General features: G+C 60.4%; 12 protein-coding genes and 1 riboswitch. Of the genes, 4 read left to right on the top strand and 8 right to left on the bottom strand.

All coding sequences use genetic code 11. From position 1 onward, the window contains the following. Positions 1-167: 167 nt before the first annotated feature. The 7 genes from CGLAUT_RS08345 to ctaC form a co-directional block, all read right to left on the bottom strand. Entirely contained in the window at positions 168-929 is a 762-nt protein-coding gene (locus CGLAUT_RS08345) for a C40 family peptidase (RefSeq protein ID WP_290184569.1), read from the bottom strand. 13 nt (positions 930-942) lie between these two features. Beyond that, positions 943-1,147, bottom strand: a riboswitch (cyclic di-AMP (ydaO/yuaA leader). A 346-nt stretch (positions 1,148-1,493) separates the two neighbouring features. Then, the gene (gene qcrB / locus CGLAUT_RS08350; protein ID WP_290184570.1) at positions 1,494-3,134 is read right to left on the bottom strand and encodes a cytochrome bc1 complex cytochrome b subunit; all 1,641 of its coding nucleotides are present in this window, start codon (positions 3,132-3,134) and stop codon (positions 1,494-1,496) included. Beyond that, positions 3,134-4,354, bottom strand: a complete 1,221-nt coding sequence (gene qcrA / locus CGLAUT_RS08355; RefSeq protein ID WP_095661135.1) for a cytochrome bc1 complex Rieske iron-sulfur subunit — start codon at positions 4,352-4,354, stop codon at positions 3,134-3,136. The genes qcrB and qcrA overlap by 1 nt, the downstream gene beginning before the upstream one ends. After that, complete coding sequence (gene qcrC / locus CGLAUT_RS08360) at positions 4,351-5,199, bottom strand: cytochrome bc1 complex diheme cytochrome c subunit (RefSeq protein ID WP_095660321.1); 849 nt, start codon at positions 5,197-5,199, stop codon at positions 4,351-4,353. The genes qcrA and qcrC overlap by 4 nt, the downstream gene beginning before the upstream one ends. 47 nt (positions 5,200-5,246) lie before the next feature. After that, positions 5,247-5,867, bottom strand: a complete 621-nt coding sequence (ctaE, locus tag CGLAUT_RS08365) for an aa3-type cytochrome oxidase subunit III (protein WP_198304883.1) — start codon at positions 5,865-5,867, stop codon at positions 5,247-5,249. 439 nt (positions 5,868-6,306) lie between these two features. Beyond that, positions 6,307-6,738 carry an aa3-type cytochrome oxidase subunit IV gene (gene ctaF, locus CGLAUT_RS08370; RefSeq protein ID WP_095660322.1) on the bottom strand — a complete coding sequence of 144 codons (432 nt, stop codon included), beginning with the start codon at positions 6,736-6,738 and terminating at the stop codon, positions 6,307-6,309. A gap of 17 nt (positions 6,739-6,755) precedes the next feature. Then, positions 6,756-7,850 (bottom strand): aa3-type cytochrome oxidase subunit II, encoded by a 1,095-nt coding sequence (ctaC, locus tag CGLAUT_RS08375; RefSeq protein ID WP_290184572.1) that lies wholly within the window; start codon positions 7,848-7,850, stop codon positions 6,756-6,758. A 400-nt stretch (positions 7,851-8,250) separates the two neighbouring features. Here ctaC and asnB point away from each other — a divergent pair, with 400 nt between their 5' ends. The 3 genes from asnB to CGLAUT_RS08390 all read left to right on the top strand — a co-directional run bounded on the left by asnB (position 8,251) and on the right by CGLAUT_RS08390 (position 12,646). Continuing rightward, complete coding sequence (gene asnB / locus CGLAUT_RS08380) at positions 8,251-10,173, top strand: asparagine synthase (glutamine-hydrolyzing) (RefSeq protein WP_290184573.1); 1,923 nt, start codon at positions 8,251-8,253, stop codon at positions 10,171-10,173. A 347-nt stretch (positions 10,174-10,520) separates the two neighbouring features. Beyond that, on the top strand, positions 10,521-11,528 hold the full coding sequence (locus tag CGLAUT_RS08385) for a S41 family peptidase (protein ID WP_290184575.1): 1,008 nt from the start codon (positions 10,521-10,523) through the stop codon (positions 11,526-11,528). A 68-nt stretch (positions 11,529-11,596) separates the two neighbouring features. Then, positions 11,597-12,646: a S41 family peptidase gene (locus tag CGLAUT_RS08390; RefSeq protein ID WP_290184576.1), complete on the top strand. Its 1,050-nt coding sequence runs from the start codon at positions 11,597-11,599 to the stop codon at positions 12,644-12,646. Between the two features lie 6 nt (positions 12,647-12,652). On the opposite strand, the gene CGLAUT_RS08395 is transcribed toward CGLAUT_RS08390, so the two are convergent. Further along, entirely contained in the window at positions 12,653-12,997 is a 345-nt protein-coding gene (locus CGLAUT_RS08395; RefSeq protein WP_095660327.1) for a HesB/IscA family protein, read from the bottom strand. Between the two features lie 142 nt (positions 12,998-13,139). On the opposite strand from CGLAUT_RS08395, the gene CGLAUT_RS08400 reads away from it, so the two are divergent. Continuing rightward, complete coding sequence (locus tag CGLAUT_RS08400; RefSeq protein ID WP_290184579.1) at positions 13,140-13,832, top strand: DUF3043 domain-containing protein; 693 nt, start codon at positions 13,140-13,142, stop codon at positions 13,830-13,832. The last annotated feature ends 3 nt before the right edge of the window (positions 13,833-13,835 follow it).

Raw genomic sequence — 13,835 nt, forward strand, 5'->3', positions numbered from 1 at the left:
TCCTCCTGATGTTTCCAAAACCGCTATCACTATAACCCCCGGAGTTCGGCGGTCAAAGGACTATTGGTCTAGGCGGGAAATGTTGTGACTCGAGTGAACCTAAGATGCCGCTGAACACGCAAAACCCCCGCACCAGGGTGGCTGGGCGGGGGTAGACTGCGCTAATTTTAGAAGCGCACCACGGAGTGGATCGGCATGTAGTTCAGTGGCCGTTCGCCAACCGGAATGCCGGAGTTCAGCGCGTCGATCATCATGCCGTCGCCGGCGTAGATTGCAACGTGGGATGCACCGCCGTAGTACACGACGATGTCACCTGGCTGGATCTGATCGAGCGGGATGTTCTGGCCTGCAGACGCCTGCGCCTGGGAGGTGCGCGGAATGGAGATGCCCGCCTGGGAGTACACCCAAGAAGTGAAACCGGAGCAGTCGAACGCGTTCGGGCCAGCAGCGCCGTAGACGTACGGTGCACCCACCTTGCTGCGCGCGATGTCCACGATCTGCTGACCCTTGGAAGTCTCGACGACCGGGGCTTCCTCAACGATCTCTTCAACCGGCTCGGCGGGAGCTACGTACTGCTCAGCAGCAGCCACCTGTTCGGTGTAGCGAACCTCAAGGTTGTCGAGGTACGCGCTGAAGCCCTGCAGGTTCTTAACGCCTGGAACAGCCTTCGCTGCCTTAACAGCTGCCAGAACATCAGCGTCAGCGTCGACACCCTCCAGCGACGGAATCCACTGCTCAATGCCCGGGATAGCTGCGATTCCGGGGACGTTCTCGATGCCAGGAACCTCAACGGCAACCGGGGTGTTCGGAACGCGTACCTCGGCCGCCTCGGCGGTCGGGACCATCAACGTCGCGCCTGCAACAGCTGCAGTTGCAGCTGCAACGGTGCGTGCCACGGTGCTGGTCTCCTGGCGACGGTGCTTAGCCACGAAAAGTGTTCTCCATATCCTTCTCAATCGCCTACCGGGTTAGCTGACGGGTGGGGCTTGAGAATCAGCCCTGGCGCGCTCCGCGACAAGTAAAGCTGTCGTCCCTCACGGCCATTTACCCCAGGGGCGAAACTCCTTGGCTTCACTTGGGCCCCCGGCTCCCGTTCCTGCGTACTCATTGGGGGCACGCGGTGTCCGAGAAGCGGCGTATATGTTGTGTCTTCGTACCTTGCGTCAACGGTCGTTATCGCAATGTCTCGAACAGATTACGAAACGGCAAAGACGATGTCCACCCACTCGGCCGTTATCGATCCGTTATTTTTTCAAACTCCCCCAATCTGGGGTTACCTTAGCGCTGCCAATTCTTTGGCGCACGAACCGTCGATAAGCGAAGAACCGGCTTGTGAACTGGGCTTTCTTTCCAAGCCCTTCGGACCTGACCACGAGCGGGCCTGCACTCCTCCCGGAGCCACTGTGACCTTGCTCTCACAGAGGATTTAACCCGCTCGTAACAAAGGGATAAGGCCCCTTCCGCATTAGGAAAGGGCCTTATCAATGACGGGATTAGCTGCGTGGCTTACCGTCGCTGTAGGTCGCGTCGCGGTCGGTGACGTTCTTCGTCTCCTCGAGCTGACGCATGGTCTCGACCTCCTCGTGGTGGTATTCGTCCGCCGCGTCTCGAACGCGCTCGGTGACGGCAATGTCGGCCGGGCTGAATGCACCAACAGTTTCCGCGTCGGCAAAACCGAGCTGGTTCATCTGCTTCGGCACGCGGGCACCGCCGTACTCGAGCGGGATCGGGTGTCCGTGCTCGTCCACCTGGCCCAGCGGCTGGTGGATTTCGACGAACGCGCCGTTCGGCAGCTTCTTGATCACGCCGGTCTCGATACCGTGCTCCAGCACCTCGCGGTCAGAGCGCTGCAAACCAACGCAGATGCGGTAGGTGATGAAGTACGCCAGCGGCGGCAGGACGACCAGGCCGATACGGCCAACCCAGGTCATCGCGTTCAGCGAGATCTGGAAGAAGTGAGCCACGTGGTCGTTTCCGCCAGAAATCGTAAGCAGCAAGAAGAACACGATGCCCATGACGCCGAGTCCGGTGCGAGCGGGCACGTCGCGCGGACGCTGCAGAAGGTTGTGGTGCGCACGATCGCCGGTGGCGGCAGCCTCGATGAACGGGTAGGAGATCAAGAGGATCACCATAACGCCACACATCAGGGCCACCCAGAAGGCGCCCGGGATCGTGTAGTTGCCCAAGTAGAGCTCCCATGCCGGCATCACACGGGCGGCACCATCCGTCCAGAGCATGTAGACGTCAGGCTGTGAGCCTGCGGACACCTGGGATGGGTTGTACGGACCGAGGTTCCAGATCGCGTTGATGGTGGTCAGACCAGCCATGCCGGCGAGGACACCAAAGACGATCATCATGAAGCCGACGGCTTTCACGGCGAACACCGGGAGAATGCGGATACCGATCACGTTGTTCTCGGTGCGCCCCGGGCCAGGGAACTGGGTGTGCTTCTGGAACCAGACGAGCAGCAGGTGCGCTGCGATCAGCGCGAGAATGATGCCCGGAAGCACCAGCACGTGGAGGATGTAGAAGCGGTCCAGCATCAGATCCGACGGGAAGTCGCCGCCGAAGATCGCCCAGTGGATCCAGGTACCGATGATCGGCACTGACAGGATGATCGCGGACATGATTCGCAGGCCGACGCCGGAGAGCAGGTCATCCGGCAGCGAGTAGCCCATGAAGCCCTCGATCATGCCCAGCAGGATCAGGGTCACACCGATGACCCAGTTCGCCTCACGCGGGCGACGGAACGCGCCGGTGAAGAAGATGCGCAGCATGTGGGCGAACATCGCCATCATGAACATCAGCGCAGCCCAGTGGTGCATCTGGCGGACGAATAGACCACCACGGACATCGAAGGAGATGTCCAACGCCGTGGCGTACGCACGCGACATTTCCACACCGTTGAGCGGGAGGTACGCGCCGTCGTAAATCACCTTGGTGATCGACGGGTCGAAGAACAAAGCCAGGTAGACACCGGTCAGAAGAAGGATGATGAAGCTGTAGAGCGCCATCTCGCCGAGCATGAAAGACCAGTGGCTCGGGAAAACCTTGTTCAGTTGCGGCCGGAGAACACCGGCAATCGTGTATCGCGAATCAACGTTATCCGCGGCTTTAGCGAGTTTCGTGCTCATTAGGACTGACGCTCCCAGAATGCCGGGCCAACGGGCTCAACAAAGTTGCCCTTGGCGATGAGGTATCCATCTTCGTCGATAGTGACAGGCAGCTGCGGCAGCGCGCGAGCGGCCGGGCCGAAAATCGGCTTGCCATACTGCAGCGCGTCGAACTGCGATTGGTGGCACGGGCACAGAATGCGGTTGGTCTGGGCCTCGTACAGAGATGTCGGGCAACCAATGTGCGTGCAGATCTTCGAGTAGGCGTAGAAGTCACCGTAGTGGAAGTCTTCCTGGCCTTCGCGCTCGACGACCTTTTCCGCGTCCTGCGAACGCAGGCGGATCAGCATGACCGCGTTGCGCGGACCGTGCAGAGAGTGCATGTGGTTCTCGTAGACATCGCGCTTCGGGTCGTACTTGTCGCCGTCGTTGACGTCTTCTTCGTACAGCGGGAAGATCGTCTCCATGGCACCGGCCGCAAGATCCTCTGGGCGCATACGCACCAAGCGCGAAACACCCGCGGTGCTGTAGTGCTCTCCAGCAGCACCAGCGTGCTTTTCCGCGATCGCGCCGGTGTCGCGAGCGAGGTAGATCTTCACCCCTTGGTCGTGCAGGGTCCAGCCGTGGGTCCAAAGCGTACCGTCGCCGTGGTAGCCAAGGGCGTGACGCTCGCGCCACGGGTTCTTGATCAGACCACCGAGCGGAGCGATCACCACGAGACCGGCGAGGACACCGGCAGTGCCGAGAAGACCTTTCATTGCGGTGCGGCGACCGAGAGTGGAGGTCTCCCAAGCATCGTTCAGCAGAGCGGTAGTGGTACGGCGGTCGAGCTCCGAGGACCGGCCGTCGTGACGACGCTGTACCGAAATCTCCTCAGGGATGAACTTCTTCACGTACTGAACCATCGCAATGCCGAGCGATAGGAACGACAATCCGGCAGTCAAACCAAGTAGCGGGGTATATGCAGTGTAGATCCACAGGCCTTCATCACCGTGGAACTTCGGCTCCCACGGCCAGAAGAGGTAGATGCCGAGGAAGGCAATCGCGGTCACAACCGAAACTGCGAGCCACGCATTGATGCCTGCAGCAGCGGACTTCTCTCGCGGGTCACCCTCGACCGGAAAACGTTCCTTGCGGTAGGCGACGGTAACGTCGTCGAGCTCGGTGCCGAGCGCAGCGAGCTCCGCATTGCTCATGCGCTCAAGCTCCTGGTCGGTGTAGTTCTTTTTCACTTCACTCATGAGCGGGATCCAATCCAAATCGCGGCTGCGGCCACAAGGGTCACGCCAATCATCCACATGGCCATACCTTCAGACACCGGGCCAAGGCCACCAAGTCCCCAGCCACCCGGGCTCGGCGTCTCCTTTGACGACTTGATGAAGGCAATGATGTCCTTCTTCTCGTCTGCGCTGAGCTGACGGTCTGAGAACTTCGGCATGTTCTGAGGGCCGGTAAGCATCGCCTGGTAAATCTCCTGCTCATTCGCAGGGTCAAGCTCCGGAGCGTACTTACCGGAAGACAGTGCGCCACCCCGGCCGGTGAAGCTGTGGCACGATGCACAGTTCAGACGGAAGAGTTCGCCGCCGCGCGCGACGTCCGCAGCCTGAATCTGCCCGTCGTAGCCCTTGCCGCGCAGCTCCTCCATCGCTACGGTGCCGTCCTCGTTGTACACCAGCTCAGGGCCGCCGCCGTTAGCCGCGACGTAAGCCGCAAGAGCAAGCGCCTGCGACTCGGTGTAGCGCGGGCGCTTACGCTCAGCCTGCGCGTCATTCGACATCATCGGCATGCGGCCAGAGTTGACCTGGAAGTAAACCGCGCCTTCACCCGTGCCGATCAGCGACGGACCGCGATCTTCGACACCCTGCAGGTTCGCACCGTGGCAGGTGATGCAGGCCTGGTCGTAGAGGTCCTTGCCCTCCTGAATCATGGCCTGATCGTCGCGCTGGGCGGTTGCAACCTGTGCATTAGGGACGATTGCCGCGGCGAGGAAACCCGCTCCCGTCAGACCCAGGGTCAGGGCGGCGGCACCGGCGACAGTGCGCTGCGCCTTGCGGCGGCTGCGCTTCTTCTTAGGTGTGTTATCCATGTTGTTCCCTTTAGACATCTTTGAGAAATACGTTCGGGCCAACCGGCTTACTGAACGATGTAGAGAGTGATGAACACGCCGATCCAGATGGCATCGACGAAGTGCCAGTAGTACGAAGTCGCCATAGCCGCGGTTGCCTGCGCCGGGGTGAACTTCGACTTGTGGACACGCAGGAGTACGACGATGAAGGCGAGGATTCCGGCTGTCACGTGCGCCATGTGGAAACCGGTGATGATGTAGAACACCGAGCCGTAGACGCTGGACTGGATGGTCACGCCCGCGTGCACCATTTCTGTCCACTCAAACGCAACGAGGCCAAGGAAGATGACGCCGAGGGCGATGGTTACGCCAAACCACTTGCGCAGGCCGAAGACGTCACCTCTCTCCGCCGCGAACACGCCGAACTGGGAAGTAAACGATGAAGCAACGAGCACCACGGTGATGATTCCACCGAACAGGATGTTTAGGTGCGCCGTCTGGTTATCCCAGTCGTTGGCTGCCAGACCGTTCGCACGAGACACGAAGTACATCGAGAACAGGCCGGCAAAGAACATCAACTCTTGGGCGAGGAACGCGATCGTGCCGACGCTGACGATGTTTGGTCGGTTCAGCGCAGAGACGCGATCTTGCGGAGTCGCCATGCCTTGGTTAGAAATTGCGGTCGTCACGCATGTGATTATTCCCCCTCACGACCGTAAAGTCACCTCGATTACCCCCGACTTTTTTCTGAGGCCACGGCTACAACCTGCCGTTTTTCCTGCCGCGCTGCGTTAAGCCCGTGCCTGCCTTCAACAGTCTCCACCAACCGGCGAGAGCACTCTTGTCATCTCTGCAGGTCAACTGCCAATGAAATTTTCAGTTGTCCGCGTGGCGGATGCGGCATTCTCCGGACTGCGAAACGAATCCGTCGGTTGACAATCCCCCAGAGTTCCCGAGCGTGTCGGACATCACAGTGCCTTTGCCTTTAACCCCACCCAGAACCAACTTTCGGATGACCCCCACGCTATCGGCGCTCCCCTATCCCGGAGGAGTGGGTGAGCGGATTCTGGACGACAAAACCCCGCCTCCGTCTTACGACGAGAGCGGGGCAACCTCAGCGCGAGATAGCTAGTGCTTCTCGCTCGGGATTCCGTACTGCAGATTCAGCTGGGTGGTTGTCCAGATCAGGAACACCGCACCGAAAGCCACAAGCCAGATCTGGTAGAAAGCGATGCCGAGTCCAAGGAAGAGGACTGCGCCAGCCATAGCGAACGGCCAGATCGATCCAGGCGAGAAGAAGCCCAGCACGCCAGCGCCGTCCTCAATCTCTGCCTCTTCCCAGTCCTCCGGGACGATATCCATGCGGCGCTCGGTGAAGTCGAGGTAGACACCCAGCATGAACGACATCAATGTTGCGAGCACGAGTGCGGCACCGCCGACCCACTCCATGCCACCTCGCCAGGCATCCTCCCCGATCCGCGACGTCGCGATGATGTAGAAGACGGCCATCAAACCCAAGAAGGTGCCGATAGCGTAGAAGACTCTTGCGCCAGTTCCCATTTTTCTACACTCTCTTTCTAAACAGTCGCGTTCGGGTCAACGGTGTTCTGGCCGTCGCGGGTACCCACGCGGTTAGAAACGAACGGCTTGGTGGAGGTTGCGTACGGCGCTTCCCCAATTTCCTGCAGTGCCGCCGAGTTCGGAGCCTGCGGGTTATCGAGACGGAAGTCCATGTACTGCTTGAACTTTTCCGGGGTCACAGCGCGAACCTCGAAGTTCATCATCGCGTGGTACGTACCGCACATCTCGGCACAGCGGCCAACGAAGGCACCTTCTTCCTCGATCTTTTCGATCTGGAAGCGACGTTCCTGCTGGTTCGACTCCGGGTGAGCGTACGCATCGCGCTTGAACAGGAACTCCGGAACCCAGAACGCGTGGTTCACGTCAGCGGACGCGAGGCGGAATTCAATCGCCGTATCGGTCGGCAGTACCAGGACCGGAACCTCTTCGGTGCTACCGACGGTCTCGATCTGGTTGTAGTTCAGGTACGACAGGTCACCCATGGAGGTGCCGTGAATCGGGTTCGCGTTGTGCATCTCCTCTGGATCGTGCTTGGTCATCTCCGCGAGATCCTGACGTTCCTTATCGCGCCCGTCGTAGTCCTGACCGTCCGCGGAGAGGTTGCCCGAAACGTTGGCGTAGCCGAACTTCCAGTTCCACTGGAACGCGGTCACGTCGACCACGACCTCCGGACCCTTGTTCAACGCGGTGGTTCGGGTCTGCGCCTGCACAGTGAAGAAGAACAGCACCATCACGATGATGATCGGCACGATGGTGAGCCCAAGCTCCAACGGGACGTTGTACTGGAGCTGCTTCGGAAACTCTGGTGCACCCTGCTTCTCGCGACGCTTGTTGCCCCAGGCGAAGATGGCGACCAAGAACAGGCCCCACATAATGATGCCGATGATCCAGGCAGCCACCCAGACCCACACCCAGAAGTTGTACATCTGGGTCGCCTCTGGGGTGACGCCGCTCGGCCACCCCATGTCCAGGACGCGCGCAATGCCTGCCGGAGGGGCAACCTCACAGCCCGCGAGGAACAAGCCCCCAAAGAGCAACGAGCCCGCGGCACCAGCCTTCTTGGCAAAGCTGCGGTTCTTTTGCTTTTCCACGTGTGTTTGCCTTCCTGTCCACACTTCAACCACGAACGTTCATGGAAATGCCAGAACATTCCTACCCAGACAGAATAGTTCATCGGGACTACGCCGCTGGAATTCTCTAAGGGTGACGCCCATCGCTTCACTATCGACGGGTGCGCCTTGCCGTTGCAGTCGAGTTTAACGCCCAAACGCTGCACAAAACCCAACCCACGAGGCGACTGACGCTCCACCCACCTTCGGTGCTCCAAAAACTTCCACCGAAAGTTGGCCCCCTTTCGGGGCACGGCAAAAGGTGGAGCGAACGCAGCGGACCCGCGCTCCCAACTGACGCGGCGCATCTCTATTCTTTAGGTGAGTACCGCGCCGGCCTGCACGCCCCGGCGCACCTTAATTAATAGGGAGTGAAGCAACGATGTGTGGCCTTATCGCGTTCTTGTCCGCCGATGGCACTGCCGAGAAGTACGTTGATGCTGTCGATCGGGCGATGACCTGCATGTATCACCGTGGTCCGGACGCAGCTGGAACTTGGCACGATTCCAGTGCCGTCTTTGGTTTCAACCGCCTGGCCATTATCGATATCGAACATTCGCATCAGCCGCTGCGGTGGGGACCGCAGGACAACCCGGAGCGTTACGCCATGACGTTCAACGGGGAGATCTACAACTACATTGAGCTGCGCGAGAAGCTCATCGAAGCCGGCTACGAGTTCAACACCGAAGGCGACGGCGAGCCGATCATTGTGGGCTACCACCATTTCGGCGAGAAGGTAGTTGAGCACCTGCGCGGCATGTTCGCATTCGTCATCTGGGACACCGAGAAGAAGACGATGTTCGCCGCCCGCGACCCGTTCGGCATCAAGCCGCTGTACTACGCCACGACCGAGGCCGGCACCGTCTTCGCGTCCGAGAAGAAGTCCATCCTGGAGATGGCAGAGCAGCTCGGACTGAACCTCGACCTCGACCAACGTGCCATCGAGCACTACGTCGATTTGCAGTACGTTCCAGAACCTGAAAGTCTCCACGCCCACATTCGCCGTCTTGAGTCCGGCTGTACGGCAACCTTAGAGCCCGGTTCAAACGTCAACGCCGAGCGTTACTTAAAGCCGACATTCCAACCGACCGCGGTGACGAAAGACGCTGAGCAGGATCTCTACGACCGGATTGCTAAAGCGTTAGAGGATTCCGTCGAAAAGCACATGCGCGCTGACGTGACGGTGGGCTCTTTCCTTTCTGGTGGCATTGACTCCACTGCTGTCGCGGCGCTGGCTAAGCGACACAACCCCGACCTGCTGACCTTCACCACCGGCTTTGAGCATGCGGGATACTCCGAGGTCGACGTGGCCGCAGAGTCGGCCGCCGCGATCGGCGTCGAGCACATCGTCAAGATTGTCAGCCCAGAGGAATACGCCGACGCAATTCCGAAGATCATGTGGTACCTCGACGACCCGGTGGCGGACCCGTCGCTTGTGCCGCTCTACTTTGTGGCACAGGAGGCCCGCAAGCACGTCAAGGTGGTGCTCTCCGGCGAGGGCGCAGACGAGCTCTTCGGCGGTTACACTATCTACAAGGAGCCGCTGTCGTTGCGGCCGTTTGAGGTGCTGCCCACTCCCCTGACTCGCGGCCTGAACCGCCTCAGCCGCGTGCTGCCGGATGGAGTGAAAGGCAAGAGTCTGCTCGAGCGCGGCACCACGCCGATCGAGGACCGCTACTACGGCAACGCCCGCTCCTTTAACTTCGCGCAGTTGCAGCGGGTGCTGCCGTGGGCGAAGGAAGAGTGGGACCACCGCGAAGTCACCGCCCCCATCTATGCTGGCTCGACTGAGATGGATCCGGTGGCACGCATGCAGAACCTCGACCTGTTCACGTGGATGCGCGGAGACATCTTGGTCAAGGCCGACAAGATGAACATGGCCAACTCCCTCGAGCTACGCGTGCCCTTCCTGGATAAGGAAGTGTTCGCGGTCGCAGAGACCATCCCGCATGAGTACAAGATCGCGCACGGCACCACCAAGTACGCATTGCGCCGCGCGATGGAGCAGATCGTCCCCGCGCATGTGCTGAACCGAAAGAAGCTCGGTTTCCCAGTGCCGATGCGCCACTGGCTCGCAGGGGAAGAGCTTTACGGTTGGGCTCAGGACACCATTGAGCAATCGCTTACCGACGACATCTTCAACAAACGCGAAGTCTTGGAGATGCTCAAAGAACACCGCGATGGCGTTTCCGATCACTCGCGGCGACTTTGGACGGTGCTGGCGTTCATGATCTGGCACGGGATTTTCGTCGAAAAGCGAATTGACCCTCAGATTGAGCACAAGGATTACCCGGTCAAACTGTAACGGGGAGGGCCATGAGCAAGGGCAGCCGGAAGACGCTGCCGAGTACGCCAGCTCAGAGGAACCGTCGCACATATCACGTGTGGTGCTGGTGAACCTGGCAACCCTGACGGCGTTCGCTTCGGTAGGACTCCTCATGGTAGACACCGCGAGTGCGAAAGGCCTTGAAGCTTGGGGGACGGCGGTCATGTCGCTGGGTAGCTAACGGTGCGGTGCGGCTCCGGACTGCTTTGGACTGTGGGGGTAGTGCTGGCACTACTCGCGTTGTAGCGCGAAAGGGATGGCTACCAGTGCTTCTAGTTGGGAGGATGAGGCAGAACATCGGAGCTCAACCAGACAGGAGCACGCATATGTCCCGTACAACCCGTACCCGGAAAGTCGGCGCCGTTGTTGGAGCGGTGCTTTTGGTGCTGGCTCTTCTCTTCGCTGCCGCCGCGTACTTTTTGGGGCCAGCACTGACGGCGCAGACTACGGGCACCGCGCGATTCTTCGGTACGGATACCCCGAAGCGCTACGCCCGGACAGTGCTCGACCTTTCGGAAAGCATGGGGCTGTACGGCGACTCTGAGGAGTTCGCCGCAGCGCGCGCCGAAGTCGAAGCGGCGATGGGGGATGCAGCCACCCGCGAAGAGCTTTACGACGTACTAGACAGCTCCGTGAAGGCAGCTGGCGGAAAACACTCCCGCCTCCTTCCGCCTGGCGTGGAGGGTGGAGGAGACGACGGCGGCGAAGATGAGCTACCGAGCGTCCGCGACGAAGAGGGCGTGACCGCGGCATCTGTCCCATCAGTCTCGCGCCTGGCGGACGGTCAAGCTTACGCCGACATCTTGACTCGCGGCCTAGTTGAGGCGCGCGACAGTGGCTCATGCGGAGTCTTGGTAGACCTGCGAGGCAACGGCGGTGGCGACATGGGCCCGATGGTGGCAGGGCTCAGCCCGCTTTTGCCCGACGGCCCTGCGGTGCACTTCATCTTCAAGAACAGCGAGAACCCCGTCAACATCGACGGAAACAGTGCGACCGGCGGCGGGACCGCAACCTCAACCGAAGGCGGTAAGTGGGAGACACCGGTAGCAGTGCTTGTCGACGGCGACACGGCATCCTCAGGCGAAGCCACGATGCTGGCCTTCCGCGGTCTCGACTACTCGTCGAGTTTCGGCTCCCCAACCGCGGGCTACGCGTCAGCGAATATGATTTACGACTTCCCCGATGGATCCGCGTTGATGCTCACCGTCGCGAAAGATAAGGCGCGAACGGGCGAGGAGTTCTCGGAAGACCCGATTCAGCCGGACGTTGTCACCGATCAACCCGAGCAAGATGCCCGTGGGTGGCTGGCTGAGCGGTGCGGCGTGGCGTCGTAAAGCTAAAAACCTCAAGTCCCTGGGTGCGATAGTTGCGATCTGGAGAAGAGATGGGTGGAATATCAACCATGCCACGAACCGGAAAAATCTCCCGCACCAGAATGATCATCGCGACCTCCGCCGTCGCGGTGGTGGTGCTGCTCGCCCTCCTGGTGCTCTACCTGCTAGCACCCGTGCACTCAGCGCAGATGACGGGCACGGCAAGGTTCGGGGGAACCGATACTCCGAAGCGGTACGCAAAAACGGTGCTGTCGCTTGCCGATCACGGGGTGAACGGCAACTCCAAGAACTACGAGAAGGCGAAAGAAGAGGCGCTCGAAGCAGCTGAGGACGCGGAGACGCGCGAGGAGCTGTACGACGTGCTGGATAAGGCTGTCAAGGCCGCGGGTGGCAAACACTCCGGACTGCTCAAGCCAGAAGAAGACAAGCCTGAAGACCCCGACCTGCCGGAACAGAACTCGCAGCCCGAAGAGCTGACACTGCCGGATGATTTGGAGGTGGAGATCGAGGGCGGCTGGGCGTTTGTGAACGTCCCGCCCTTAGCCGAAGACACGGATCGCGAGGAATATGCGCATACCCTGGCGACCGAGCTGGTGAAAGCCCGCGGCACGGGCGTGTGTTCCGCCATCGTGGACCTGCGCGGCACCACAGGCAGCGACATTGTCCCTATCCTTGGCGGGCTCTCAATGTTTGTGCCGAACGGGCCGGCGTATTACACCGTCACCCGCGACAGGGAAGCATCCGTGATGGTGAACGGGACTTCCGTGAAGGGCGAGGACCTGGTCAAAGAGGACGTGGGTAAATGGGATCCCACGCTTGCGGTGTTGGTGGATGACACCACCACGTTTGCAGGTGAAGTCGCACTGTTAGCGCTGAACAGCGCAGATAACTCAAAGAGCTTTGGCGAGCCCACCGCTGGGTACACCTCGACCAACCGGGTGTTCAATTTCCCGGATGGTTCTCAGATGGTGATAGCCATGAGCAACGCCGTTGACGCCGAGGAAAACGAGTACGGCGATAAGCCGATCAAGCCGGATGAAATCCACGCAGACGACCCGATGAAGGCCGCGAAGGCGTGGATTTACGAAACGACCGGCTGTGGCTGGATCGAGGACTGATCCAGATTAGTTGAACGAGTCGCCGCAGGCGCAAGCGCTGCCGGCATTCGGGTTGTCGATGGTGAAACCCTGCTGCTCAATGGTGTCAGCGAAATCGATCGTGGCACCAGTGAGGTACGGCACGCTCATCTTGTCCACCACGAGGCGCACGCCGCCGACCTCATCGGCCTTGTCGCCGTCCAGATCGCGGTCATCGAAGTACAGCTGGTAGCGAAGACCAGCGCAGCCGCCCGGCTGGACAGCGATGCGCAGCGAAAGATCGTTACGACCCTCCTGGTCGAGCAGAGCCTTCGCCTTCGCAGCCGCGGCGTCGGTCAGGTTCACACCGGTGGTGGAGGTAGGTGCAGTCATTAGGTTCTCCTTACTTACGTCCTGGAGTCAGGCCCCAGCGTACTTGAACTACGCGATACAACAAGCCCCGCCCCACCCATATTCCAAGCCTGTATCCCAACCACATGCTGACTGCGCTAATGGGCCTTGTAGCCTAGAGGACGTGAAACTTCCCTGGCAGAAATCCGAGCAGAACACCGGTGGTTCGACCAAGGTCGAGCTGCCCGAACCCCCTGCCGAGGAGCCGAAGAAGCTCCCGAAGGGCTACACCCCTCCAAAGGGCAAGCCCACGCCGAAGCGCGTCGACCAGGAAATCAAGCGCGGTGTGGTGCGCGACCCCAACGCCATGACTCCGGCGCAGCGCGACCAGCACAACAAAGAGCTGAAGAAGTCCATGTCCAAGGAGGAATGGAAGGCGTATAAGAAGGAGCAGCGCGAGGCCAACCGCGCCCAGACCCGCGAGATCCAAGCCAAAATGGACGCCGGCGACGAGCGCTACCTCATGGACCGCGACAAGGGCGAGGTGCGCCGCTACGTGCGCGACTGGGTGGACTCGCAGCGATTCTTTAACAACTACGTGATGCCGATGGCGCTCGTGCTGCTGGTCATCCTGCTTCTGGGAACGTGGCTGCCGCGCCTGTCCCAGATTCTCTCGCTGGTCACCATGGCGTTCATGCTCACGATCTTCATCGAGGGCTTCATCATCGGCAAACGCGTGAACCGCGCCGTGAAGGCGAAATTCCCGGACACCACGGATACTGGCTTCGGGCTGGGCATGTACGCGTTCTCGCGCGCCACCCAGCCGCGCAATTGGCGCTCCCCGAAACCGCGCGTTGCCATTGGCGCTGAGGTGTAGGCA

It is taken from the genome of Corynebacterium glaucum, from assembly GCF_030408855.1.
Lineage (GTDB): Bacteria > Actinomycetota > Actinomycetes > Mycobacteriales > Mycobacteriaceae > Corynebacterium > Corynebacterium glaucum.